This window comes from Streptomyces sp. NPDC033845 (genome assembly GCF_055576225.1).
This window is the reverse complement of sequence record NZ_JBVIRI010000007.1, coordinates 76,599-100,383: the sequence shown is the minus strand read 5'-3', so window position 1 is coordinate 100,383 and position 23,785 is coordinate 76,599. Positions and strand designations below refer to the sequence as shown.

At 73.6% G+C, this 23,785-nt stretch carries 20 protein-coding genes; 9 read left to right on the top strand and 11 right to left on the bottom strand.

What is annotated here, in order from left to right:
• Nucleotides 1-108: 108 nt before the first annotated feature.
• Both ACZ50K_RS17090 and ACZ50K_RS17085 read left to right on the top strand, forming a co-directional pair.
• Nucleotides 109-2,274: an ATP-binding SpoIIE family protein phosphatase gene (locus ACZ50K_RS17090; protein WP_468903429.1), complete on the top strand. Its 2,166-nt coding sequence runs from the start codon at nt 109-111 to the stop codon at nt 2,272-2,274.
• Nucleotides 2,275-2,332: 58 nt separating this feature from the next.
• Nucleotides 2,333-3,379 carry an AI-2E family transporter gene (locus ACZ50K_RS17085; protein WP_468903427.1) on the top strand — a complete coding sequence of 349 codons (1,047 nt, stop codon included), beginning with the start codon at nt 2,333-2,335 and terminating at the stop codon, nt 3,377-3,379.
• Nucleotides 3,380-3,416: 37 nt separating this feature from the next.
• Here ACZ50K_RS17085 and ACZ50K_RS17080 read toward each other — a convergent pair whose 3' ends face one another.
• Nucleotides 3,417-4,370 (bottom strand): pirin family protein, encoded by a 954-nt coding sequence (locus ACZ50K_RS17080; protein WP_468903425.1) that lies wholly within the window; start codon nt 4,368-4,370, stop codon nt 3,417-3,419.
• Between the two features lie 138 nt (nt 4,371-4,508).
• Here ACZ50K_RS17080 and ACZ50K_RS17075 point away from each other — a divergent pair, with 138 nt between their 5' ends.
• Nucleotides 4,509-4,952 carry a hypothetical protein gene (locus tag ACZ50K_RS17075; RefSeq protein WP_468903423.1) on the top strand — a complete coding sequence of 148 codons (444 nt, stop codon included), beginning with the start codon at nt 4,509-4,511 and terminating at the stop codon, nt 4,950-4,952.
• Between the two features lie 212 nt (nt 4,953-5,164).
• Here ACZ50K_RS17075 and ACZ50K_RS17070 read toward each other — a convergent pair whose 3' ends face one another.
• On the bottom strand, nt 5,165-6,133 hold the full coding sequence (locus ACZ50K_RS17070) for an ArsR/SmtB family transcription factor (RefSeq protein ID WP_468903421.1): 969 nt from the start codon (nt 6,131-6,133) through the stop codon (nt 5,165-5,167).
• Nucleotides 6,134-6,189: 56 nt separating this feature from the next.
• Nucleotides 6,190-6,639, bottom strand: a complete 450-nt coding sequence (locus ACZ50K_RS17065; RefSeq protein WP_468903419.1) for an SseB family protein — start codon at nt 6,637-6,639, stop codon at nt 6,190-6,192.
• Between the two features lie 161 nt (nt 6,640-6,800).
• Here ACZ50K_RS17065 and ACZ50K_RS17060 point away from each other — a divergent pair, with 161 nt between their 5' ends.
• From ACZ50K_RS17060 to ACZ50K_RS17045, 4 genes are all read left to right on the top strand, one after another.
• Nucleotides 6,801-8,627, top strand: coding sequence for an acyl-CoA dehydrogenase (locus ACZ50K_RS17060; RefSeq protein ID WP_468903417.1), 1,827 nt, complete (start codon nt 6,801-6,803; stop codon nt 8,625-8,627).
• Between the two features lie 145 nt (nt 8,628-8,772).
• Complete coding sequence (locus ACZ50K_RS17055) at nt 8,773-9,504, top strand: hypothetical protein (protein ID WP_468903415.1); 732 nt, start codon at nt 8,773-8,775, stop codon at nt 9,502-9,504.
• Nucleotides 9,505-9,602: 98 nt separating this feature from the next.
• A complete protein-coding gene (locus ACZ50K_RS17050) occupies nt 9,603-10,901 on the top strand; it encodes a M18 family aminopeptidase (protein WP_468903414.1) in 1,299 nt (432 codons plus the stop codon).
• Nucleotides 10,902-11,019: 118 nt separating this feature from the next.
• Complete coding sequence (locus ACZ50K_RS17045; RefSeq protein ID WP_468903412.1) at nt 11,020-11,775, top strand: hypothetical protein; 756 nt, start codon at nt 11,020-11,022, stop codon at nt 11,773-11,775.
• Here the strand turns inward: ACZ50K_RS17045 and ACZ50K_RS17040 are convergent.
• The 3 genes from ACZ50K_RS17040 to ACZ50K_RS17030 all read right to left on the bottom strand — a co-directional run bounded on the left by ACZ50K_RS17040 (nt 11,747) and on the right by ACZ50K_RS17030 (nt 14,961).
• The gene (locus ACZ50K_RS17040; RefSeq protein WP_468903410.1) at nt 11,747-12,289 is read right to left on the bottom strand and encodes a GNAT family N-acetyltransferase; all 543 of its coding nucleotides are present in this window, start codon (nt 12,287-12,289) and stop codon (nt 11,747-11,749) included. The genes ACZ50K_RS17045 and ACZ50K_RS17040 overlap by 29 nt on opposite strands.
• Nucleotides 12,286-14,106 carry an NHL domain-containing thioredoxin family protein gene (locus ACZ50K_RS17035; RefSeq protein WP_468903407.1) on the bottom strand — a complete coding sequence of 607 codons (1,821 nt, stop codon included), beginning with the start codon at nt 14,104-14,106 and terminating at the stop codon, nt 12,286-12,288. Before ACZ50K_RS17035 ends, ACZ50K_RS17040 begins: the two co-directional genes overlap by 4 nt.
• Before the next feature lie 63 nt (nt 14,107-14,169).
• Nucleotides 14,170-14,961 (bottom strand): carbon-nitrogen family hydrolase, encoded by a 792-nt coding sequence (locus tag ACZ50K_RS17030; protein ID WP_468903405.1) that lies wholly within the window; start codon nt 14,959-14,961, stop codon nt 14,170-14,172.
• Between the two features lie 147 nt (nt 14,962-15,108).
• Here ACZ50K_RS17030 and ACZ50K_RS17025 point away from each other — a divergent pair, with 147 nt between their 5' ends.
• Complete coding sequence (locus ACZ50K_RS17025; RefSeq protein ID WP_468903403.1) at nt 15,109-15,939, top strand: maleylpyruvate isomerase family mycothiol-dependent enzyme; 831 nt, start codon at nt 15,109-15,111, stop codon at nt 15,937-15,939.
• Here the strand turns inward: ACZ50K_RS17025 and ACZ50K_RS17020 are convergent.
• Nucleotides 15,929-17,305, bottom strand: coding sequence for an MFS transporter (locus ACZ50K_RS17020; RefSeq protein WP_468903401.1), 1,377 nt, complete (start codon nt 17,303-17,305; stop codon nt 15,929-15,931). The two genes, ACZ50K_RS17025 and ACZ50K_RS17020, sit on opposite strands and share 11 nt — an antisense overlap.
• Nucleotides 17,302-17,952 (bottom strand): GntR family transcriptional regulator, encoded by a 651-nt coding sequence (locus ACZ50K_RS17015; protein ID WP_468903399.1) that lies wholly within the window; start codon nt 17,950-17,952, stop codon nt 17,302-17,304. Before ACZ50K_RS17015 ends, ACZ50K_RS17020 begins: the two co-directional genes overlap by 4 nt.
• Before the next feature lie 218 nt (nt 17,953-18,170).
• Between ACZ50K_RS17015 and ACZ50K_RS17010 the strand changes: the two genes are divergently transcribed.
• Nucleotides 18,171-19,148, top strand: coding sequence for a D-alanyl-D-alanine carboxypeptidase family protein (locus tag ACZ50K_RS17010; RefSeq protein WP_468903397.1), 978 nt, complete (start codon nt 18,171-18,173; stop codon nt 19,146-19,148).
• Between the two features lie 66 nt (nt 19,149-19,214).
• On the opposite strand, the gene ACZ50K_RS17005 is transcribed toward ACZ50K_RS17010, so the two are convergent.
• From ACZ50K_RS17005 to ACZ50K_RS16995, 3 genes are all read right to left on the bottom strand, one after another.
• Nucleotides 19,215-21,128, bottom strand: coding sequence for a C1 family peptidase (locus ACZ50K_RS17005; RefSeq protein WP_468903395.1), 1,914 nt, complete (start codon nt 21,126-21,128; stop codon nt 19,215-19,217).
• Between the two features lie 97 nt (nt 21,129-21,225).
• The gene (locus ACZ50K_RS17000) at nt 21,226-22,047 is read right to left on the bottom strand and encodes a hypothetical protein (protein WP_468903393.1); all 822 of its coding nucleotides are present in this window, start codon (nt 22,045-22,047) and stop codon (nt 21,226-21,228) included.
• A gap of 186 nt (nt 22,048-22,233) precedes the next feature.
• Complete coding sequence (locus tag ACZ50K_RS16995) at nt 22,234-23,760, bottom strand: dihydrolipoamide acetyltransferase family protein (RefSeq protein WP_468903985.1); 1,527 nt, start codon at nt 23,758-23,760, stop codon at nt 22,234-22,236.
• Between the last annotated feature and the right edge of the window lie 25 nt (nt 23,761-23,785).

Here is a 23,785-nt window from a genome sequence, read left to right as displayed (position 1 = left end):
CGCGATAGCAGGTGGAATTCAACCCCACCAAGGTTACCGGGCGGGCGCCCGGTGGCCCGCCGACGGCCTGACGGGCGCCCCGGGTCCATGACCTGTAAAGATGACTGAATGCGCACCGAGGACGTCCTGGCCGCCATCGCGACGGGTCTGTGGCGCTGGGACAACGCCTCCGGGACGGTCACCCTCGACAGCGAGGCCGCCCGGCTGCTCGGGCTGCCCGCCGAGCAGGTCGACCTGCCCGAGGTGGCGGTGCGGTCCCGGTTCCATCCGGTGGACTGGAACGAGATCAACGGGATCGTGAACCTGGCGGTCGCCGAGGGCACCCTCGCCGAGGCGCTGCTGCGGGTGATGGACGAGGACGGCCGGGTGCTGCGGACCGTGCGCAGCCGGTCCAAGCCGGTGGAGAACGTCAGTGCCGACGGGCGGACGGACTACGAGCTGATCGGCACCATCCAGGAGATCGCGGCGCCGCAGCCGGGCACCACCGCCTCGCACACGGCGATCACCGGGGACTGGCGGCGGTCCCGCGAGGCGTTCCTGCTGGACGCGGGGCGGGCGCTGGCCGAGGCCCGGTCCACCGCCGAGGTGCTGCGGGTGGCGGCCTCGCTGTCGATGCCCGGGTTCACCCCGGACGGGCTGGCGGTGTTCGGGGTGTCCGGGGACCGGCTGTCGATCATCGGGCACCACGGGCACGATCCGGCGGACGAGGGCCCCTTCACGGACATGCTGCTGGAGACCCGCTATCCGGCGGCCGAGGTGGTCCGCACCGGGCGGGCCATCTATCTGCCGACCCCGGAGGAGTACAAGCGGCGCTATCCGGCGGCCTGGCCGCTGGCCCAGCGGTTCGGCCGGATCTCCTGGGCGTTCCTGCCGCTGATCGTGGCCGGGCGGACCATGGGCGCCTGGATGGCCGCGTTCAAGCATCCGGTGTCCTTCTCCCCGGACGAGCGGTCGGTGCTGACCACGGTGGCCCGGATGCTGGCGCAGGCCCTCCAGCGGGCCGGGGTCGCGGAGTCGGAGCGGGAGCTCACCACCGGGCTCCAGCGGTCGATGATGCCCACGCTGGGTCCGGAGATCCCGGGGATGACGGTCGCCGCCCGCTATGTGCCGACCGGCGGCGGGCTCCAGGTCGGCGGCGACTGGTACGACATGATCCCGCTGCCGAGCGGCCGGTTCGCGCTGGTCATCGGTGATGTGCAGGGCCACGACGTGCGGGCGGCCGGGCTGATGGGGCAGCTGCGGATCGCGGTGCGGGCGTATGCCTCGGAGGGGCACCGGCCGGACGCGGTGCTGTCCCGGGCCTCCCGGTTCCTGGCCGGTCTGGCCGACTCGGACGCCTGGGACACCGGGGACGCCCGGGACGCGGACGCGGCGGACACCGCCGGCGGCCCCCGGTTCGCGACCTGTCTGTACGTGGAGTGCGATCCGGAGACCGGGCGGCTGGAGCTGGCGCGGGCCGGGCATCCCGATCCGGCCGTCCGGATGGCCGACGGCACGGTGCTGATGCGGCCCACGGCCGGTGGGCTGCCGCTGGGCATCGTCCCGGACACCGACTACCCCACCACCCGGTTCACCCTGGAGCCGGGCGAGACGATGATGCTGTGCACGGACGGGCTGATCGAGACCGGCGGGCACGACCTGGACACCGGGTGGGCGCGGCTGCGGTCGATCCTGGAGGCCGAGCCGCACGAGGCGGACACCCTGGAGAAGCTCGCCGACCGGCTGGTGTCGGCGGTGCACGGCCCGTCCTCGCACCACACCACCGGTCCGCTGGCCGACCGGCGGGAGGACGACATAGCGGTGCTGCTGCTGTGCCGGGAGGGGCCGGGCTGCGGCTGCGGGACCGGGGGCGGGCACGAGGTGCGGCCGGTCCGCCGGACCGTGCTGACCGTGGCCCAGGCCGAACCGGAACGCATCTCGGGGGCCCGCCGGCAGATCCGGGAGCTGCTCCACGACTGGGCGGACGAGGACCAGGTGGACTCGGCGGTGCTGATGGTGTCGGAGATGGTCACCAATGTGCTGGTACACACCGACGGGGACGCCCTGCTGGTCGCGGAGGCGGTCGGCGAGCTGGGCCGGCGGCGGCTGCGGGTGGAGGTGGCGGACGCCAGCGACGAGCTCCCGCACAAGCGGCAGCCCGGCGAGATGGCCTCCAGCGGTCGCGGGGTGCTGCTGATGGAGATGCTGGCCGACGGCTGGGGCGTGGACCCGCGCGGCGAGGGCAAGTCGATCTGGTTCGAGCTGTACGAGGAGACGAAGCCGGAGTCCGACTGACCGGGTGCGCCCGGAGCGGCGCCCTCCGGGCACCGGTCCTCGGTGGTTGGATGACGGCGTGCCGAGCTCGCTGCTTCCCGAACCAGTCCGTCGGCTGGCCGCCTGGTGCGCCGTCATCCTGCTGGCCACGGGTGTGGCCGCGGTGCTGGTCTGGCTGTGCACGGTCTTCCAGACCGCCGTCACCCCGGTGCTGCTGGCGCTGCTGGGCACCGCCCTGCTCGGGCCGATGCACCGGCGGCTGGCCGGGATGGGGGTGAACCGGTCCCTCTCGGCGGCGCTGACCTGTCTGGCGGTGGTCGCGGTGGTCGGCGGGGCCTCGTACATCGTGGTGCTGGCGCTGATCGAGACCGGCGACCAGATCATCGAGTCGCTGCGCAAGGCCGGTCAGGACCTGGCCGAGCACTTCGGGGCGGCCGGCACCTCGGTGGAGGACCTGGCCGAGAACTCCAGGGACCTGCTGTCCAAGTTCGGCGGGACGGCCGCATCCGGGGTGATCAGCGGGCTGAGCGTGGTCGGTCAGATGCTGGCCATGGCCGTGCTGGCGCTGCTGCTGGTCTTCTTCTTCCTGCGGGACTCGCACCGGGCCGCCGGAACCTTGCGCTCCCTGGTGCCGGCCCGTTCCGGGGACATGATCGAGGCGATGGGGCGGCGGGCCTTCGAGGCCGTCGAGGGGTTCATGCGAGGCACCACCTTCGTCGCGCTGATCGACGCCGTGCTGATCACCGCCGGTCTGCTGGTGCTCCGGGTGCCGGGGGCGGTGGGGCTGGGCGCGCTGGTGTTCGTCACCGCGTACATCCCCTACCTGGGCGCGTTCCTGTCGGGGGCGGTGGCGGTGCTGGTGGCGCTGGCCGACCGGGGCTGGGTGATCGGGCTGTGGGCGTTCGGGCTGGTGCTGGCGGTGCAGGTGCTGGAGGGCAACGTGCTCCAGCCGGTGGTGCAGAGCCGGACCGTGCAGATGCATCCGGCCGTGGTGATGCTCGCGATCACCGCGGGCGCGAGCGTGGCCGGGATCCTGGGGATGCTGCTGGCCGTGCCGCTGACCGCGGCCGCGTTCGGGGTGGTCTCGGAGCTGCGCGGGCGCTACGCGTCGGAGCCGGCCGGGTAGTCACCCGGCCGGCTCCGCGTCGTGGCGCGTCCGCCGCTCAGCGCGGGGTGGTGGGGATGGTGCCCAGCCGGCCCGCCTGGAAGTCGTCGAAGGCCTGCTGGAGCTCCTGGCGGCTGTTCATCACGAACGGGCCGTAGTGCGCCATGGGCTCCCGGATCGGTCGCCCGCCGAGCAGCACGACCTCCAGGTCGGGGGCGTTGGAGTCCTGGGACTCGTCCGCCCGGAGGGTGATCGAGCCGCCCTCGCCGAAGACCGCGGTCTGCCCGGTGTGGACCGGCCGCCGCTCGGCACCGACCGACCCCCGCCCGGCCAGCACGTAGGCGAGGCCGTTGAAGTCCTCTCGCCAGGGGAGGGTGATCTGCGCGCCCGGGGTGACGGTCGCGTGGATCATCGTGATCGGGGTGTGGGTGATGCCGGGGCCCTGGTGGCCGTCGAGCTCGCCGGCGATGACGCGGAGCAGCGCGCCGCCGTCCGGGGTGGTGAGCAGCTGGACCTGGCCGCCGCCGATGTCCTGGTAGCGCGGGGGCATCATCTTGTCGGTGGCCGGGAGGTTCACCCACAGCTGGAGGCCGTGGAAGAGTCCGCCGGAGACCACCAGGGACTCCGGCGGGGCCTCGATGTGGAGCAGGCCGGAGCCCGCGGTCATCCACTGGGTGTCTCCGCCGTTGATGACTCCGCCGCCGCCGTTGCTGTCCTGGTGGACGAAGGTTCCGTCGATCAGGTAGGTGACGGTCTCGAAGCCGCGGTGCGGGTGCCAGGGGGTGCCCTTGGGCTCGCCCGGCGCGTACTCCACCTCGCCCATCTGGTCCATCATGATGAACGGGTCGAGGTGGCGGTAGTCGATCCCGGCGAACGCGCGGCGCACCGGGAACCCCTCGCCCTCGAATCCGCCCGGCGCCGTCGACACGGCCAGCACCTTGCGCGGCACGGCCGCCTGGGGCTCGGCGACGCGGGGGAGCGTCAACGGGTTCTCCACAGTCACTGCAGGCATGGTCGGAACCTCCTTCTGGCGCCGAGTTTAGTTGAAACTCGAACTTTCTGCCACACCCGCACTGAACGGAACGGGCCCCGGAGGAAATTCCCCCGGGGCCCCAACCTTCGCCCACCCCCGCGCGTCACACCTCTCGTGATGGATCTGATCGGCTTCGACGACCTCGCGGACGACGACGAGGAAGAGCGCGTCCCCCGGCCCGGACCGCTGTGGCGGCACGCCCTGTGGGCGGTGGGCGTCACCGCCTTCGCCGTCGGCCTCGGCCGGCTCGCCTCGCTCTGGCACTTCGGCCCCGAGGACTTCGGCATCCCCCGGGCCGGTTCCGGCTCCACCTGGGGCCTGCTGGCCCTCTGCACCGGGGTGGTCCTGCTGTCCGCCGCGCTGATGCGCGCCACCGCGGCCCGGATCCCGCTCTACGCCGCGGGCCGGATCGTCTTCCTCCTCGGCTTCCTCGGCACCCGGCTGGCACTCGGCTTCCGCCCCGGGCCCGCGGTCCTGGCGGCCGGCGCCGCGGCCGTGCTGCTGGCCACCGCCGCCTGGTGCGGCTACGCGCTCCTCACCCGGCGCCGGGCCGGGGCGTAAGGGGCCGCGGGGCGCGGCCGGGCCGGCCGCGGCGCCGGAACCCCCGTACCCGGCGCCGCGTCCCCCTCCGCACCGATGGTCGGCCGGGGGACGGGCGCCCCGCGATCCTTTCGGGCTCCGCCGAAGGGTGCGCCGAGGGGCCTTCGAAGAGTGCGCCGAGGACGCGCCGAAGGGCCCGTGCGCACGGGCCGTACGCACCCGGCCGCGCGGCCTCAGGCCCCGCTGCGCAGCAGGTCCACGCCCAGCCCGGTGGCCGCGTGGAGGACCGCCTTGCCGTCCCGCTCCGTGGTGATCAGACCCGCCGCCCGCAGGGTGCGGGTGTGCTCGGAGACCGAGGGCAGGGAGATGCCCAGTTCGCGGGCGAGCTCGCTGGTGGTCCGCCGGTCGGTGAGGTGCTGGAGCACCGCCGCCCTGGTGCGGCCCAGCAGGGCGTCCAGGGAGCCGTCCGGGCCGCCGGGCACCACCAGGGGCAGCGGGGTCAGCGCCGGGTAGATCAGCAGGGGCGAGCCGTCCGGGCGGGCGGCCAGCAGCGGCCGGCCGGTCCAGAACGGCGAGGGCATCAGGGTCAGCCCGCGGCCGCCGAGCCGGGCCTCGAAGCACGGCGGCCCGGCCGCCTCGAAGGTGGTGCCCTCCCAACGGGCGGACGGATGGGTACTGGCCAGGGCGGCCTTGATGCCGTGTCCGGCGAGGAGTCGGGCCCGCCAGGCCACATCGGCCCGGAAGGACTGCCGGATCTCCCCCCAGCGCGGACCGACCAGGGCCGCGTACCCGGACCGCAGGGCCCGGTCCAGCACCGCCCAGGCGGCCCGGTCCTGCTCCCAGAGGGCCCGCAGCCAGCCGCCGGGGTCGCCGCCGGTCCGGCTCCGGGCGGCGGTGCGGACCAGGTCCTCACGGGTCAGCCGGCGGCCGGCCTCCCGGACCGCGTCCAGGGCGGCGCCGAGGTCCGGCACGGCCGGTTCCACGAAGCCGGGGTTGTCCCCGTCCGGCCGGAGCAGTTCCAGCAGCGGTCTGGTCTCGGCCGGGAGCTCACGGGCCAGCCGGCGGCGCCAGTGGCCGAAAACGGCCCTCTGATCGGTGCGCTGTCCGGCGACCAGCGCCAGGCACAGCTCCACCAGCGGCATCGGTTCGGCGGCGAAGGTGACGTCGAGCAGGTCCTCCGCGCTGAAGTGCACCCTGAGCACCGCCCACCCCCTGTCCCCCGCCCCCCGGCGGGCCTCGGCCCGGAAGGGGTCGCCCCCTAGCCGTACATCCGGCGCATCGCGAAGTCGACCATCTGCTCGACCGCCTTCGCGTCGAAGACCATCCGGTGGTCGCCCTCCATGTCCAGCACGAACCCGTACCCCGTGGGCAGCAGGTCGATGACCTCGGCCCCGGTGATCACGAAGTACTTGGACTCCTTGCCGGCGTACCGGCGGAGCTCCTTGAGCGCGGTGAACATCGGGATCACCGGCTGCTGGGTGTTGTGGAGCGCGAGGAAGCCCGGAGTGTCCCCCCGGGGGCAGTAGACCCGGGATGTAGCGAAAATCTGCTGGAAGTCCTCGGCCGAGAGCGAGCCTGTGGTGAAGGCCCGCACCGCGTCCGCCAGCGACGGCGGGGAGGGCTCGGGGTAGAGCGGCTGCTCGGCGTAACCGCCGGGCATCTGCTGCTGCGGGGCGGCGTACTGCTGCTGCTGGTCGTAGCCGTACATGGGCCAAGACTACCGAGCCGGTCCCGCGATGCTGGTCACAGTCCGGATCCAGGGGTTGCATCTTATTACCCGTGGGTAGCATCATGAGGTTACTGATTGGTACGCACGACGAACCTGTCTCCCGAGAACCTGTCTCCCGAGCGCTAAACGGAGCCGTCGCCATGGGGCACTACAAGTCGAATCTCCGCGACATCGAGTTCAACCTCTTCGAGGTGCTCGGCCGCGACAAGCTGTACGGCACCGGCCCGTTCGAGGAGATGGACACCGAGACCGCCAAGAGCGTCCTCTCCGAGCTCGCCCGGCTCGCCGAGAACGAGCTGGCCGCCTCCTTCGAGGACGCCGACCGCAACCCCCCGGTCTTCGACCCGGCCACCAACACCGCCCCGGTCCCGGCCTCGTTCAAGAAGAGCTACGAAGCCTTCATGGACTCCGAGTACTGGCGCCTGGGCCTGCCCGAGGAGATCGGCGGCACCACCTCCCCGCGCTCCCTGATCTGGGCCTACGCGGAGCTGCTGCTCGGCGCCAACCCGGCGATCTGGATGTACTCCTCGGGCCCGGCGTTCGCCGGCATCCTCTTCGAGGAGGGCAACGAGGCGCAGAAGAAGGTCGCGCAGATCGCCGTCGAGAAGCGCTGGGGCTCCACCATGGTCCTCACCGAGCCGGACGCCGGCTCGGACGTCGGCGCCGGCCGCACCAAGGCCGTCCAGCAGCCCGACGGCTCCTGGCACATCGAGGGCGTGAAGCGCTTCATCACCTCCGGCGAGCACGACATGGAGGAGAACATCCTCCACTACGTCCTCGCCCGCCCCGAGGGCCACGGCCCCGGCACCAAGGGCCTCTCCCTCTTCCTGGTCCCCAAGTTCCACTTCGACTGGGAGACCGGCGAGCTGGGCGAGCGCAACGGCGTCTACGCCACCAACGTCGAGCACAAGATGGGCCTGAAGGCCTCCAACACCTGCGAGATGACCTTCGGCGACCAGCACCCCGCCCAGGGCTGGCTGATCGGCGACAAGCACGACGGCATCCGCCAGATGTTCATGATCATCGAGTTCGCCCGGATGATGGTCGGCACGAAGGCCATCGCCACCCTCTCCACCGGCTACCTCAACGCCCTGGAGTACGCCAAGGAGCGCGTCCAGGGTCCCGACCTGGCGAACTTCATGGACAAGACCGCGCCCAAGGTCACCATCACGCACCACCCCGACGTCCGCCGCTCGCTGATGACGCAGAAGGCCTACGCCGAGGGCATGCGCGCCTTGGTGCTGCACACCGCGGCCGTCCAGGACGAGATCGCCCTCAAGCAGGCCTCCGGCCAGGACGCCTCCGCCGAGATCGGCCTCAACGACCTGCTCCTCCCGATCGTCAAGGGCTACGGCTCCGAGCGCTCCTACGAGCAGCTCGCCCAGTCCCTGCAGACCTTCGGCGGCTCCGGGTACCTCCAGGAGTACCCGATCGAGCAGTACATCCGGGACGCCAAGATCGACACCCTCTACGAGGGCACCACCGCGATCCAGGGCCAGGACTTCTTCTTCCGGAAGATCGTCCGCGACCAGGGCGCCGCGCTGAACCTGCTCTCCGAGTCGATCAAGAAGTTCCTGGCCGAGGCCGAGGGCGGCGAGGAGCTGGCCGGCGCCCGCGACGCGCTCGCCAAGGCCGCCGTGGACCTCGAAGGCATCGTCGGCGCGATGATCACCGACCTCACCGCCACCGGCGAGGACGTCAAGAACATCTACAAGGTGGGCCAGAACACCACCCGCCTGCTGATGGCCTCCGGCGACGTGGTCGTCGGCTGGCTGCTGCTGCGCGGCGCGGCCGTGGCCGCCGGCAAGCTGGCCGGCGCCTCCGCCAAGGACCTGCCGTTCTACCAGGGCAAGATCGCGGCGGCGAAGTTCTTCGCCTCCCAGGTGCTGCCCCAGGTCACGGTCGCCCGGCAGCTCGCCGAGTCCGTGGACAACTCCCTGATGGAGCTGGACGAGGCCGCCTTCTAGGGCACCGCCCAGCCCGCCCCGGAACGTACGCGGTGTACGTACGCACAGTGGCCGGACCTTCCCGTACCGGGGGTCCGGCCACTGTGGCACGTCCGCCCCGGCAGGCAGTTCACCGTTGTCGGACATCCATGGGACGCTCGTAGGCATGAGTCCACAGGAGCAGCAGTACAGCCGGGGATACTCCGTCCCGACCGGGCGGCCGTACGCCCTCAAGGAACTGCAGGCCAACCTGGGCGCCCTCGGCGACCAGGTCAAGGACCTGTACGACGGAACCCACCCCGCCGAGTACGAGGGCATCACCGACGCCCTCTACGTGGCCTTCCGGACCGCCGCCGCGCTGGCGCCGGTCCGCAGCTACACCGGCTGCGCCGAGCACCCCAACGGCGCCCTCGACCCCGAGGCCCCGGCCGGCTGGGGCCGCTGCCTGCTCTGCAACGACCGCCGCCGGCTCGGACACCGCCGCCAGGGCGGCCGGCCGAGCGCCCCCGCCGCGGCCGACCAGCCCCGGCTGGGATACCCGGTCCCGGAGCCGCCCTACACCCTGGACCTGCTCCGCGGACATCTGCGCACCATCGACGAACAGCGCTTCCACCTCACCCTCGGCTCCCCCGACCACGAGTTCGTCCGGGTCGCCGACGAACTGCACCGGGCCTTCATCGTGGCCCGGGAACTCTCCCGCCCGCGCAACGCCTCGGGATGCTCCGAACACCCCGGCGCGCCCATCGACCCCGATGCTCCGGCCGGTGAAGGCTGTATCTTCTGCGCCGGACGCAGAAGACGCGCTCAGCGGCCGCCGCAGACCCCGGAGATGCTCCCGCGCATCCGCCGCGGCGAGCGGCGCCGACTGGAACGCCGATTCGAGCGACCGCCGGGCTGACTCGAAACGGGACCGCGTTCACCTCCACGCACCCGCACTCTTCGGCCATCCGCCGCAGTCCGGCCATGGCGAACACGACCGTCGTTAAGGTGAACCACATGAGCTTTCCCGCCCGCTTCGACCGCGGCCACACCGACGATCTGATGACCTTCCTGGCGGCGAGCCCCTCGCCGTACCACGCCGTCGCCAACGCGGCCGAGCGGCTGGAGAAGGCGGGCTTCAGGCAGTTGTCGGAAACGGACGCCTGGGATTCGAGCGCGGGCGGCAAGTTCGTGCTACGCGGCGGTGCCGCCATCGCCTGGTTCGTGCCCGAGGGCGCCTCCGCGCACACCCCCTTCCGGATCATCGGCGCCCACACCGACTCCCCCAACCTGCGGGTCAAGCCGATGCCGGACACCGGCTCCCAGGGCTGGCGGCAGATCGCGGTCGAGATCTACGGCGGGACCCTGCTGAACACCTGGCTGGACCGGGACCTCGGCCTCGCGGGGCGGCTCACCCTGCGGGACGGCAGCGAACGGCTCGTCAACATCGACCGCGCGCTGCTGCGGGTCCCCCAACTCGCCGTGCACCTCGACCGGTCGGTGAACACCGACGGCCTGAAGCTGGACAAGCAGCGGCACATGCAGCCGATCTGGGGACTCGGCGAGGTCCAGGAGGGCGACCTGATCGCCTTCCTGGAGGAGGAAGAGGGCCTGGAACAGGGCTCGGTGGCCGGCTGGGACCTGATGGTCCACTCCATCGAGCCGCCCGCCTACCTGGGCCGCGACCGCGAACTCCTGGCCGGCCCCCGGATGGACAACCTGCTGTCGGTGCACGCCGGGGTGGCCGCCCTCGCCGCCGTCTCGGCCGGCCCCGCGGAGGCACTGCCGTACATCCCGGTGCTCGCCGCCTTCGACCACGAGGAGAACGGCTCCCAGTCCGACACCGGCGCCGACGGCCCGCTCCTCGGCAACGTGCTGGAACGATCCGTCTTCGCCCGCGGCGGAAACTACGAGGACCGGGCCCGCGCCTTCGCCGGCACCGTCTGCCTGTCCTCCGACACCGGCCACGCCGTGCACCCCAACTACGGCGAGCGGCACGACCCGACCCACCACCCGCGGGCCAACGGCGGCCCCATCCTGAAGGTCAACGTCAACCAGCGCTACGCCACCGACGGCAGCGGCCGGGCCGTGTTCGCCGCCGCCTGCGAGCGGGCCGGGGTGCCGTGGCAGACCTTCGTCTCCAACAACTCGATGCCCTGCGGCACCACCATCGGCCCGATCACCGCGGCCCGGCACGGCATCCAGACCGTGGACATCGGCGTGGCCATCCTCTCCATGCACAGCGCCCGCGAACTGTGCGGAGCGGACGACCCCTACCTCCTCGCCAACGCCCTCCTCTCCTTCCTGGAGGGCTGACCCCCCGGCGCGGTCCCCGCACGCCCCCGCGCGGCGCCCTCCCGAGGATTGCGGGGGCGCCGGACGGGAAGGGAGGGGGCAGGGCGGTCCGGGGGGACCGGGAACGGGGATCGGGTCCATGACACAGACTCAGGGCGAGGGCGGCCGACCGGCGGAGGGCTCACCGGACCCGGCGCCGGGCACCTCCGATCCGGCAGCGGGTCCCCCGGAGCCCGCGGCGGGCCCGGCCTCGCACCGCGCGCCCCGGCCGTGGTGGCGGAACGCCGCCCTGATGGTCCCCGCCGGGACCGCGCTGCTGGCCGCCGTCATCACCGGCGTGTTCGGCCTGATCCAGGGCGGGGACAAGCCCGGCAAGCAGGCTGCTCACATCGCCTCCGGCACCCCTGGGCCCTCCGCCCCCGGACCCTCCGCACCGGGCCCGTCCACACCCGCGCCCACCCCACCCGCGCCGTCGACCGGCGGCCCCACGGCGGCCGGGCCCCCGGTCGTGGCGCCCGCACCCGACACCTCCTCGGCCACCGTGCGCCGGGCCCGGGACGGCATCACCCTGCCGTACGGGTACGGCATCGACCTGGACACAACCGCCGCGGAGTCACCGGACTGGGGTTACGACAACTACGTCCTGCGGACCGACCTCCTCTTCCTCTCCGACCGCACCGCGCTGCTCGGCGCGCACCTGAAGGTCGGCGCCGCCCCCGACAAGGCCTCGTGTCAGCAACCCGGCTACACCGACGACAAGATCCGCCCCGACGACGTGACCCCGGGACTGGTCCTCTGCATCAAGACCAACGCCGACAGGTACGCGCGGGTGACCGTCGCCCGGGTCGACGAGAAGGAGAAGACCGTCACGGTCGATGTCCTGGTCTGGCGATGACCAGCACCCGGGTGGTGCTGCCGTCCTGCTCCGCCACGTCCCGGAGGTGCCGGAACCCCAGCCGTTCCAGCAGCACCAGGGAGGCCTCGTTCGGGGCGGCCACCGTCGCGTACACCTCCGACAGGTCCAGGGTGCCGAAGCCGTGCGCCAGCACCGTGCGGGCCAGTTCGGTGCCCAGGCCGGAGCCCCAGGCCTCCGGCGCCAGCGCGTAGACGATCTCGTGCCCGTCGACCTCGTCGGTCCGCTTGATCTCGGCATGGCCGATCAGCGGACCGCCCGCGGACCGGCGGACCGCCCAGACGTCGAACAGCCGCCGCGCGTACACCGTGCCGAAGATCCGGCCGAACAGCGCCCGGTCGTTCTCCTCGGTGTCGGTGCCCTCCCCCATCCAGCGGCTCACCAGGGGCTCCTGGAACAGCGCCGTGAACGCGTCCTCGTCCTCGGGCCGGTACGGCTCCAGCAGCAGCCGCGCCGACCGCAGCACCGGGGTCGGCGGCCCGGCCGGGACGGTCACGCGTCCAGTCCGGCCAGGACCAGGGCCAGCCGGGACGTCCCGTCGGCGGTGACGGTCACCGGAACGCCCCAGTCCTGCTGGTGGACATGGCAGGCCGGGTACTCGTTCGCCGGGTCGTCGTCGCAGGAGGCGGCCATCGCCGACACGTGCAGCACGCCCTCGGTGACGCCCTCCGCCAGCCGCAGGTCCCGGAACAGGTCCGTGCCCGGGCCGGCCCCCTCGGCGAGCAGCTCGGGCGGGGTCGAGGACACCAGCAGCCGGGTGGAGGGCCCGTAGCGGGTGTCCAGCTTCTGCCCGGTCGGTGCCTGGAACACCACGTCCAGCCGGAGGGCGCCGGCCGCGACCTCGGTGGCGGCCCGCCGGGTGCGGTGCGCGACCGCGTCCACCCGGACCGCCTCCTCGGGCAGCCGGAGCCGGGTCAGCCGGTGCCGGGCCGACTCCACCACCACGATGTCCTCGCCGGCCAGCACGGCGGCGCTGGGCTCGCGCAGATCGGTGGCCAGCGTGCTGACCTCCCCGCTCGCCGGGTCGTAGCGGCGCAGCGCGTGGTTGTACGTGTCGCAGACCGCGACCGAGCCGTCGGGCAGGGCGGTCACCCCGAGCGGGTGCTGGAGCAGGGCCTGCCCGGCCTCGCCGTCCCGGTGCCCGAAGTCGAAGAGGCCGGAGCCGACGGCGGTGTGCACGGTGCCGCCGGTGTCGATCCAGCGCAGCGCGGAGGTCTCGGAATCGGCGATCCACAGCCGGTCCCCGGCGGCGGCCAGCCCGGAGGGCTGGGCGAACCAGGCCTCGGCGGCCGGCCCGTCCACCAGCCCCTCGTTGGTGGTGCCGGCCGCGACCCGGACCGTCCCGTCGGCCGGGTCCCAGGTCCACAGCTGGTGCACGCCGGCCATCGCGATCCACACCCGGTCCTGCCACCAGGCCACGTCCCACGGCGAGGACAGGTCCACCTCCAGGGCGGGCCCGGCGGTGGGGGAGCCCTGCCACCACTGCCGGCCGGTCCCGGCGACGGTCTCCACCGCGCCGCTCTCCGGGTCGAGGACCCGCAGCGCGTGGTTGACGGTGTCCGCGACCACCACCCGCCCGTCGGGCAGCAGCGCCAGCCCCTGCGGCTCGCTGAAGGCGTCCGGGCCGAAGCCGCGCGAGCCGCTGCCGATCCGGCGGACCACGGTCTCCCCGTCCGGGGCGATCTCCACCAGCTGGTGCCGGGTGGAGTCGGAGACCAGGAAGTTCCCGCCGGGCAGGGTCAGGGCCTTGCCGGGGAACCGCAGATGGGTGGCCTCCGGCTCCGGGGCCACGTACGGGCCGTCCCCGCGCCGCAGGGTGCCCTTGGCGGCGTGCTCGGCCTCCAGCTCCTCGACCAGCTTCGCGATGGCGTGCGCGTGGCCCTCGCCCGCGTGCTGGGCGACCACGTAGCCCTCGGGGTCGATGACCACCAGGGTGGGCCAGGCCCGGACGGCGTACTGCTTCCAGGTGTGCAGCTCGGGGTCGTCCAGCACGGGGTGGTGCACCTCGTACCGCTCGACGGCGTCGACCACCGCCCGGTGGTCGGCCTCGTGCACGAACTTCGGGGAGTGCACCCCGACGATCACCACGGTGTCCCGGTGCTTCTCCTCCAGCTCCCGCAGCTCGTCGAGCACGTGCAGGCAGTTGATGCAGCAGAAGGTCCAGAAATCGGCGATGACGATCTTGCCCCGCAGGTCGGCGAGGCTGAGGTCCTTGCCCCCGGTGTTCAGCCAGCCGCCCTTGCCGATCAGCTCGGGGGCACGGACACGGGCACGGCGGGGCGCGGGCGCGGGGGTGGGCGCGGCGGAAGTCATGGGGTCAAGGGTGCCACCCGGCCCGGCCGGGCGCGGAGCGGGCCGGACGGCACCCGCCGCAGGTCAGCGGGTGGGGCGCAGGCCCAGGACGCGGTCCTTCAGGACGGGGAACTGCTCGCGGGTCTCGGCCACCCTGGCCGGGTCCAGGTCCACGGTCAGGACCTGCTCGCCGGCCCCGGCCTCGGCGAGGACCTCGCCCCAGGGGTCGACGACCAGGCTGTGCCCGGCCTGCCGGACCCCGGCGTGGGTGCCGGCCGTGCCGCAGGCCAGGACGTACGACTGCTGCTCCACCGCCCTGGCCCGGTTCAGCAGGGTCCAGTGCTCCCGGCGGCGCTCCGGCCAGCCCGCCGAGACGACGAGGGCGGTGGCACCGGAGTCGACCAGTCCGCGGAACAGCTCGGGGAACCGCAGGTCGTAGCAGGTGGCCAGGCCCAGGGTCTGCTCCGGGAGCTCGACCACGGTCAGCGAGTCCCCGGCGGACATCAGCACGGCCTCGCCCTCGTCGAAGCCGAAGCGGTGGATCTTCCGGTAGGTGGCGGCCAGCTCCCCGGCCGGGGAGATCACCAGGGCCGTGTTGTAGAGCCGGCCGTCGCCCGCCCGCTCGACGATGGTCCCGGCGTGCAGCCAGACGGCGGCGTCCCGGGCGGCCTTGGCCAGTTCCGCGTAGGTGGGGCCGTCCAGCGGTTCGGCCTCCGTCTCGAACTGCTCGTAGGCGAAGGCCCCGACCGGCCACAGCTCGGGCAGCACCACCAGGTCGCTGCCGCGCTGTTCGCGGACGAGCGCGGCGACGCGGGAGCGGCGGACGGACGCCGACTCGGCGTCGTCCACGGCGATTTGGATGAGGGAGGCGCGCACGGTACCACCGTCCTGGCATTCAAGCCGTCAACTCGGGCCTACGATCGTCACACGAAAGCACTGCCGGGGTGCTCCTGGGCAGCGTAGCTTTGGGAAGCAAGTACACAACGCGCCACTGCGCCACTGAACAGCACGCGAGGGGTCCCGTTGACCGTCCATCCCCATCCCAGCCTCCAGCCCTATACCGACGCGTGGACCCACTCCATAGAGGCGATATCGGAACTCGTCCTCCCGTTGGCGGAGGGCGAGTGGAACCGGGCGACCCCGTGTCCCGGCTGGTCGGTGCGGGATGTGGTGTCGCACGTCATCGGGATCGAGTGCGAGATGCTCGGCGACCCGCGGCCGATCCACACCCTGCCGAGGGACCTGCGGCACGTGGTCGACGAGTTCACCCGGTACATGGAGGTGCAGGTGGACGTCCGCCGGCACCACACGGCCCCGGAGATGACCTCCGAGCTGGAGTACACGCTGATCCGGCGGAACCGGCAGCTGCGCAACGACAAGCGGGACCCGCAGACGACGGTGCGCGGGCCGCTGGGCGAGCAGACCACGCTGGAGGAGGCGATGCGGCTGCGCGCCTTCGACGTGTGGATCCACGAGCAGGACCTGCGGACGGCACTGGGCGTGCCGGGGAACCTGGACTCGCCGGGCGCGGTGATCGTGCGGGACATGCTGCTGGCCGGGCTGCCGAAGGTGGTGGCGAAGCGGGCCGGGGCGCCCGCGAACTCGGCGGTGGTGCTGGACGTGCACGGTCCGGTGGAGTTCCTGCGGACGGTCCGGGTGGACGCCTCCGGCCGGGGGTCGGTGGACGGCACCCCCTCGCTGGGCCCGGCGGTGACCCTGGCGATGGACTGGGAGACGTACGTACGGCTGGCCGCCGGGCGGGTGCGGCCGGCGGCCGTGGCCGACCGGGTGAAGGTGGAGGGCGATCCGGAGCTGGCCGAGGCGATCCTGGGGAACTTCTCCGTCACCCCGTGACGGCGGCCGGGGCCGCCGGGGACTCCTGCGGCGGGACCACCGGGCCGGCTCCCGTGACGGCCGGATCGGCCGCGGCGGCCGGGCGGGCCGCCTCGCGGCGGAGTGCGGGGCCGCGCAGCCGCAGGATCTGGCTGAGCCCGAAGGCCTGGAGCACGAAGACGGTGGAGAAGGCGATCCGGTAGTCGTCCCCGGTGGCGTCCAGCAGCACCCCGACCAGCAGCAGGGTGGTCATCGAGGCGAGGAAGCCGCCCATGTTGGTGATCCCGGAGGCGGTGCCCTGGCGGGCCGGCGGGTTGGCGGGCCGGGCGAAGTCGAACCCGATCATCGAGGCGGGGCCGCAGGTGCCGAGGACCACGCACAGGGCGGCCAGCAGCCACATGGGGGCCCGGTCCCCCGGGTAGCCGAGGACGGCTCCCCACAGCAGGGCGGTCAGGCCGACGGTGGCCAGCGCGAGCGGGATCCGGGCGGACTGGCGGCGGCCGACGATCTGCCCGTAGAGCAGCCCGAACCCCATGTTCGCCGAGACGATCAGGGTGAGCAGGCCGCCGGCCGTGGTCCGGGACAGCCCCTGGGCCTCGACCAGGAACGGCATCCCCCACAGCAGCAGGAACACCATGGCCGGGAACTGGGTGGTGAAGTGCACCCACAGGCCGAGCCGGGTGCCCGGCTCCCGCCAGGACTCGGCGAGCTGGGTCCGGACGAAGCCCCGGGAGGCGGACCCGGCGGGCTCCGGCTCGTGTCCGGGCGGGTTGTCCCGGAGGAACAGCACCAGCGGGACCAGGACCAGCAGGCCGGCGACCGCGCTGCCGGCGAAGGCCGGGACCCAGCCGATCCCGTGCAGGACGGGGGCGAGGACCAGGGTGGACACCAGGTTGCCGGCCATGCCGACCAGCCCGGCGAGCTGGGCCATCAGTGGGCCCCGGTGGGCCGGGAACCAGCGGGTGCCGAGCCGGAGCACCGAGATGAAGGTCATGGCGTCCCCGCAGCCCAGCAGGGCGCGGGCGGCCAGGGCCATCCCGTAGGACGGGGACAGGGCGAAGCCGATCTGGCCGGCGGTGAAGAGGACGGCGCCGAGGGTCAGGACCTTCTTGGTGCCCAGCCGGTCGACCATCAGGCCGACGGGTATCTGCATGCCCGCGTAGACCAGCAGCTGGAGGAGGGAGAAGGTGGCCAGGGCCGAGGAGTTGACCTGGAAGCGGTCGGCGGCGTCGAGTCCGGCGACGCCGAGGCTGGTGCGGAAGATGACCGCCACGAAGTAGACGGCCACGCCGACGGACCACACCAGGACGGCCTGCCGGCCGCCGGGCGGATCGGCCGGGGGCCGGCGGGGGGCGGACGGAGCCGACGGCGCGGACGGCGCCGTCATCGGTCCGCCCCGCGGACCAGTGCGGAGACCCGGCCGATATGGCCGCGGACGGCCGCCGCCGCGGCCTCCGCCTCGCCGGCCCGCAGGGCGGCCAGGATCTCCGCGTGCTCGTCGAGGGTGCGGGCCACCCGGTCCGGGTGCGCGTGCAGCAGGGCGACGCCCATCCGCAGCTGCCGGTCGCGCAGCTGGTCGTAGAGCCGGGCCAGGATCTCGTTGCCGGCGTGCCGGACGATCTCGGCGTGGAAGCAGCGGTCGGCGACCATCATCGCGGCGGTGTCCCCGCTCGCGGCGTGCAGCCGTTGCTCCTCCAGCAGTTCCGCCAGCCGCTCCAGCAGCGCCGGGGGCGCGGGGACGGCCCGGCGGACGGTGAACTCCTCGACCAGCAGCCGGGTCTCGATCACGTCGGTGATCTCCTGGGCCGAGACGGGCAGCACCAGGGCGCCCTTCTTCGGGTACAGCCGGAGCAGTCCCTCGGTCTCCAGCCGGAGCAGCGCCTCGCGGACCGGGGTGCGGGAGACCCCGACGGCCTCGGCGAGCTCGCCCTCGGTGAGGAGGGTGCCGCCCTCGTAGCGGCGGTCGAGCACGCCTTGTTTGACGTGCCGGTACACCCGGTCGGCGGCGGGGGGCTGTCGGACTGCTGCTGGCATGGACGCAGCATAGATACAACAGGGACACAAGCGGACCCCCGTCCAGCATGCGGACCACCGGGGTCCGGAATCGGCCCCAGGTCTCGGAATAGCAAAAACATGGCACCCCCGCACATCCATTCACCACTCCCGGGCGTCACTGTCCGGGGGCCCTTGTCACACACCCGGCCCCGACCGATCCACGCACCCATCCGTACCGCGAACTCGGGGGATTTCTCTTGAACTTCGGCACAACCGGCTTCTCGCGCGCCCGCCGCGCCGTGATCGTGGCCACCGCCACGGGCGCGCTGCTGACCGCCGCCCCGCTCGCCGCCACCGCCAACGCCGCCAACCCGCCCGGCTGGCCCACGGTGACCGCCAAGGGCGCCTTCCTGCTGGACAACGCCAACGGCGTCGGCCAGTACGCCAAGGCGGCGGACACCCGCCGCCCGATGGCCAGCACCACCAAGATCATGACGGCCTATGTGGTCCTCACCCAGCCCAAGCTGGACCTGGCCCGCAAGCTGACCGTGGACAAGGCGTACCCGGACTACGTCAACTCCATCGGCGCGAGCAGCGCCTACCTGTTCGTCGGCGACAAGCTGACCGTCACCGGCATGCTCAACGGCATGATGGCGCCCTCCGGCTGCGACGCCGCGTACGCCCTCGCCGACGCGTACGGCAAGGGCACCACCCGCGCCGCCCGCAAGGCCGACTTCATCAAGCAGATGAACGACAAGGCCAAGGCCCTGGGCCTGACCAACACCAAGTTCGACTCGTTCGACGGCAATTCGCCGAACAACAGCGCCAACAACTACACCACCCCGCGCGACCTGGCGAAGCTCGCCCGCGCCGCGATGGGCAACAGCACCTTCCGCACCGTGGTCAAGTCCCCGACCGTGAAGGCCTACGCCACCGCGGCCAACGGCAAGGTCCGCTGGTACACCTGGTCCAACAGCAACCAGCTGCTGGGCGCCTACTCCGGCGCGATCGGCGTGAAGACCGGCACCACCACCCCGGCCGGCCCCTGCCTGGTGTTCGCCGCCACCCGCAACGGCAAGACCGTCATCGGCGTGGTGCTCGGCGCCACCTCGGTCGACGCCCGCTACGCCGACGCGAAGAAGATCATGGACTACAGCCTCGGTGCGACGCCGAAGGCACAGCGCTCCGGTCTGCCCGAGCTCCGCGAGCTCCCGCCGGGCGCCAACCGCGACTAGCGGAACCCGCCCCGCGGCGCCCGCGAACAGCGGAACCCGCACCTGGACACCGGGCGCGGTGGTCGGTCAGCCGATCACCGCGCCCGCGTGCCAGACCCCGGCGCCGTCCCGCCACCAGTGCCGCACCCGCCGGTCGGTGCCCAGCACGAACACCTCCAGATGGAACCCGAAGCTGCCCTGCAGCATCCCGGTGACCGCCACCGCGTCCGAGCCGAAGGCCGTGCTCCGGGTCCAGCCCGAACCGCTCGCGTTGCCCCGCCACCAGTGCTCCACCCGGCCCTCCGCCGTCACCGCGCACAGCTCGTAGTTCCCCGGGGTCTCCTCGTCGCGGGCCTCGTACTGCCCCTCGATCAGACAGGGCGCCGAGACGATCCCGGCACCGAAGACCTCCCCCGGCCGCCAGACGAACCCGGCCGCGTCGTCCCGCCACCACAGCTGCATCCGGCCGTCCGTACGGGCCGCCACCAGGTCCAGCCGACGGCCCCGGGTCTGCACCAGCGCGGGCCCGTAGTGCGCGATGTCCTCCCCGAACCGGCCGCCGTCCTGCCAGGTCCAGGGCGAGCCGTTGATCCGCCACCAGTGCCGCAGACCGCCGTCGGACGTGCGCACCACCACCTCGAAGTTGCCGGGCTTGCCGTAGTCGCTCTGGATGAACCCGGGGGTGGACCCGGGCGCCGCGTCCCCGTCCGCGCCGAACAGGCCGCCGTCCCGCCAGGTCCGGGCGGACTGCTCGTAGTACCAGTGCCGCAGCCGGCCGCCCGGGGTGACGTGCAGGGACTCCATGTTCCGGTTGTAGGTGGAGCCGGTGAAGGCGGGCAGCGCCGAGGCGTCCGCGGCGAAGGCCCCGGCACGGATCCAGCGGTGCGGCGGGTCACCGGCCCGCGACCAGTGCCGCAGCCGGCCCCCGCCGGGCTGCGACTCCGCGTCACCCAGCAGGAGTTCGAAGTTCCGGTGGGCGCGGCCGTTGCCGCTCTCGTAGACGTTCCCGGTGTGCAGCCGGCGTTTGGTCCACGGGTCCACATTGGTGCCGAGTAGCCCGCACTTGGCCCAGTGGTCGATCCGGGCCTCCCCGTATCCGATCCGGCCGAAACCGGCCATGTGCCGTCCGGTGCCCCAGGAGTTGCGGAACAGCCAGCAGCCGGCCGCGTCGTCATAGCCCACCACCAGCACGCAGTGGCCGCCCGCCCGGCGGTCGGTGGTCCGCCGGTACACCCCGGCGCCGAGCCCGAAGAAGTCCTCGTAGACGTCGAAGGAGGCGATCAGCGGGCCCACCGTGTCCAGCCACACCTTCTGCTGCTCCACATCCCCCAGCCGCACCCAGTCGGTGATCCGCACCGTCCGTCCGGACCGGTCCCAGCTGGGCGGATAGGCCGCCCGCCAGCCCTCCAGCCGGCCGGCCGGCAGCCCCGGCGGCGGGTCCGCCGGCGGATGGCAGTCGGGGTCCGCGATCCCGCCGTTGTCCCGGATCCAGTCGAGGGCGGCCTCCGGACTGCCGCGCTGCCCGCAGCCGGCCCGCATCCCGTCGTGCAGGTCCCCCGCGGCCCGCTCGGCCCACACGTGGTGCTCGATCCGGGCCATGGACTCCACCAGCCCGGCCGCCGCAAAGGCCCAGCCCGACCGGCATGGGCCCTGGTCCTTCACCCGGCCGATCCAGGGCCAGCCCCAGCGGTGCCGCCAGTCCACGGCGGCCGGACGCGGCGCCAGGGCCTGCGCCTTGCGGTCCGCGAGCAGCCCGTGGGCGGTCCGCCGGCGGGTGAGGTGCGGATTGCCGCTCTCCCGGCCGGCCAGCGCCCGCAGATCGACCACGCCGGCCTCGGCGGCGGTGGTCAGCGGCCCGGCCGGATCCAGCCCGAGCGGTGCGGGCGGCACCGGATCCTCGTCGGCCAGCCGTTCGCTCACGCTCCAGGGCGCGCCGGACTCCATCAGCCTGGCCCGCAGTTCCCCCGCGCGCGCCACCGGCCGGTCGTACTCCTCCGGCATTCCGGCCCCCCTCGAACCGTACGGATGCCAAAGCGTGAGCGTCCATCCGCCCGGACGGTCCGTCAAGGGGCCCTTCCGGCCGCCCGCCCGGGGGTGTTCACGGCAGCCGGGCCCGGATCCGCAGCCATTCGTCCACCAGGGCGGCCAGCGGATCGCCGTCCGCGAGGTACGGGCGGGCGGCGCCGGCCGCGCCCAGCAGGCTCTTCACCCCGCGCAGGCGCAGGATCCGCTCCCGGTCCAGCTCCCGCCAGCCCGCCCCGGCCCGGCGCGCCTCCTCCAGGGTCATCCCGACCCGGTCGAGCACGAACCGGCAGAGCGCGGCGGCATCCGCCAGCCCCTCCCCGGTCGGGTCGGGGAGGTCCCCGAGGCACTGCACCAGATACGCCCGCACCCGCGCCTGCGCCAGCGCGGCGGACAGCGGCTCCCGGCCGCCCGGGCAGCCGTCCGCCCGGGCCGCCGCGACGATCGCGACCCGGCCCCAGCGGAGCCGGACCGCGTCCGGCAGCTCCGGGGTCTGCATCCGGGTCAGCGCCAGCACCCGCAGGGTGGCCGGATCCGGATCACCGCCCGCGCCCGCCGGCTCCGGGCCGAAGCCCCCGGCGGGCAGTCCGTGGCCGGCGGCCAGCCAGGCCTCGACCTCCTCCAGCCCGAGCGCCGCGGCCGGCACCGAGGTCAGCACCTGCCCGCGGGCCAGCAGCGCCACCACCGCCCCGCTCAGCCGCACCCTGGCGGTGTGCCCGGCGTCGAAGGACCCGACCACCCGCCCGTACCGCTCGATCCTCCGCAGCCCGAGCCGGGACTCCCCGGCGGCGTACACCTGCCCGGCCCGCGCCACCCCGCCGACGCACCGCACCACACACACCCCGCCGAAGACGTCGGCCTCCTCCACGGAGTACACCTGCAGCTCGGCAATGGCCATCCGACCCCCTTCCCCGGCGGGAGCCTAGACGAAGGAACGGCCGGTCCCCCGTGGGTCAGCCCGCCACCTCCCGGCCTCCCCCTGCCCGTCCCGCACCCCGAACCCGACCATCACCGCGCGTGGCCCCCTCCGCATGAAGGAACGGCCGGTCCCCCGTGGGGGGGGCCGGCCGTTCGCTGGTTGCCGTCAGGCCCAGGTGATCAGGCGCTTCGGGTTCTCCAGGACCGCCGCGACGTCGGCGAGGAACCGGGAGCCCAGTTCGCCGTCGATCAGGCGGTGGTCGAAGGAGAGGGCCAGGGTGGTGACCTGGCGGGGCTTCACCTTGCCCTTGTGGACCCACGGCTGGAGCTTGATGGCCCCGACCGCGAGGATCGCGGACTCGCCCGGGTTCAGGATCGGCGTGCCGGTGTCGACCCCGAAGACCCCGACGTTGGTGATGGTGATCGTGCCGCCCTGCATGTCGGCGGGGGAGGTCTTGCCCTCGCGGGCGGTGGCGACCAGGCCGGACAGTGCCGTGGACAGCTCGGGGAGCGTCTTGGCGTGCGCGTCCTTGATGTTGGGGACGATCAGCCCGCGCGGGGTCGCGGCCGCGATCCCGAGGTTGACGTAGTGCTTGAGCACGATCTCCTGGGCCGCCTCGTCCCAGGACGCGTTGACGTCCGGGTTGCGGCGTACGGCGACCAGCACGGCCTTGGCGATGAGCAGCAGCGGGTTGATCCGCAGCCCCGCCAGGTCCGGGTCGGCCTTGAGTTCCTGCACCAGCTTCATGGTGCGGGTCACGTCGAAGGTGATGAACTCGGTGACGTGCGGGGCGGTGAAGGCGGAGCCGACCATGGCCTGGGCGGTGACCTTGCGGACGCCCTTGACCGGGATCCGGGTCTCCCGGGCACCGGCCGCGAGCGGCTCGGCGGCGGCCGGGACGGACGCGGGCGCCGCGGCCTCGGACGGTACGGCCGCCGGGGCCGGGGCGGTGGTGCCGTTGGTGCTCGCCGGGGCGGCCTGGAGGGCCTGCGCCGCGGCGGCGGCCGCCGCGTGCACGTCCTCGCGGGTCACGATCCCGCCCCCGCCGGTGGGGGCCACCGTGGCGAGGTCGATGCCGAGGTCCTTGGCGAGCTTGCGCACGGGCGGCTTGGCCAGCGGCCGCTCCCCGCCCGCCGGGGCCGGGGCGTACGCCGGGGCAGCGGTGCCGTTGGTGCCGGCGCGGCCGGTGTCCGGGCCCGCCGGGGCGGTACCGGCGGCCAGCGCCCGGGCGGCGGCCCCGACTCCGGCGGCGGCCGCCGCGGCGGCCTCGGCCGGGGCGGCGACGGCCGGCTGGGCCGCCGCCTTGCGCGGGCGCCGCTTGGTGGAGCCCTGGGAGACCCCGTAGCCGACCAGCACCGGCTGGCGGGCGGCGGGGGCCGCCTCGCCGGCGGCCTCCGCCGCCGGGACCGGCGCGGGCGCGGGCACGGCGGCCGGGGCGGCCGCCTCGACCGGCGGGGCAGCCGGTTCGCCGCCGTCGACCGCCACCGAGATGATGACCTGGCCGACGTCGACGGTGACGCCCTCGGCGAAGCGCAGTTCGTGCACCACCCCGTCGAAGGGGATGGGGAGTTCCACGGCAGCCTTCGCCGTCTCCACCTCGCAGACGACCTGGCCGTCGGTGACGGTGTCGCCCGGCTGGACGTACCACTTGAGGATCTCGGCCTCGGTGAGGCCCTCGCCCACGTCGGGCATCTTGAATTCGCGGATCGTCACAGCG

Excerpts from the sequence above, each read along its gene's own strand:
- ACZ50K_RS17090 (WP_468903429.1), top strand. The coding sequence starts at position 109 with ATGCGCACCGAGGACGTCCTGGCCGCCATCGCGACGGGTCTGTGGCGC.
- ACZ50K_RS17080 (WP_468903425.1), bottom strand. The coding sequence starts at position 4,370 with ATGCCTGCAGTGACTGTGGAGAACCCGTTGACGCTCCCCCGCGTCGCC.
- ACZ50K_RS17075 (WP_468903423.1), top strand. The coding sequence starts at position 4,509 with ATGGATCTGATCGGCTTCGACGACCTCGCGGACGACGACGAGGAAGAG.
- ACZ50K_RS17065 (WP_468903419.1), bottom strand. The coding sequence starts at position 6,639 with ATGTACGGCTACGACCAGCAGCAGCAGTACGCCGCCCCGCAGCAGCAG.
- ACZ50K_RS17060 (WP_468903417.1), top strand. The coding sequence starts at position 6,801 with ATGGGGCACTACAAGTCGAATCTCCGCGACATCGAGTTCAACCTCTTC.
- ACZ50K_RS17055 (WP_468903415.1), top strand. The coding sequence starts at position 8,773 with ATGAGTCCACAGGAGCAGCAGTACAGCCGGGGATACTCCGTCCCGACC.
- ACZ50K_RS17050 (WP_468903414.1), top strand. The coding sequence starts at position 9,603 with ATGAGCTTTCCCGCCCGCTTCGACCGCGGCCACACCGACGATCTGATG.
- ACZ50K_RS17045 (WP_468903412.1), top strand. The coding sequence starts at position 11,020 with ATGACACAGACTCAGGGCGAGGGCGGCCGACCGGCGGAGGGCTCACCG.
- ACZ50K_RS17035 (WP_468903407.1), bottom strand. The coding sequence starts at position 14,106 with ATGACTTCCGCCGCGCCCACCCCCGCGCCCGCGCCCCGCCGTGCCCGT.
- ACZ50K_RS17020 (WP_468903401.1), bottom strand. The coding sequence starts at position 17,305 with ATGACGGCGCCGTCCGCGCCGTCGGCTCCGTCCGCCCCCCGCCGGCCC.
- ACZ50K_RS17015 (WP_468903399.1), bottom strand. The coding sequence starts at position 17,952 with ATGCCAGCAGCAGTCCGACAGCCCCCCGCCGCCGACCGGGTGTACCGG.
- ACZ50K_RS17005 (WP_468903395.1), bottom strand. The coding sequence starts at position 21,128 with ATGCCGGAGGAGTACGACCGGCCGGTGGCGCGCGCGGGGGAACTGCGG.
- ACZ50K_RS17000 (WP_468903393.1), bottom strand. The coding sequence starts at position 22,047 with ATGGCCATTGCCGAGCTGCAGGTGTACTCCGTGGAGGAGGCCGACGTC.
- ACZ50K_RS16995 (WP_468903985.1), bottom strand. The coding sequence starts at position 23,760 with ATGCCCGACGTGGGCGAGGGCCTCACCGAGGCCGAGATCCTCAAGTGG.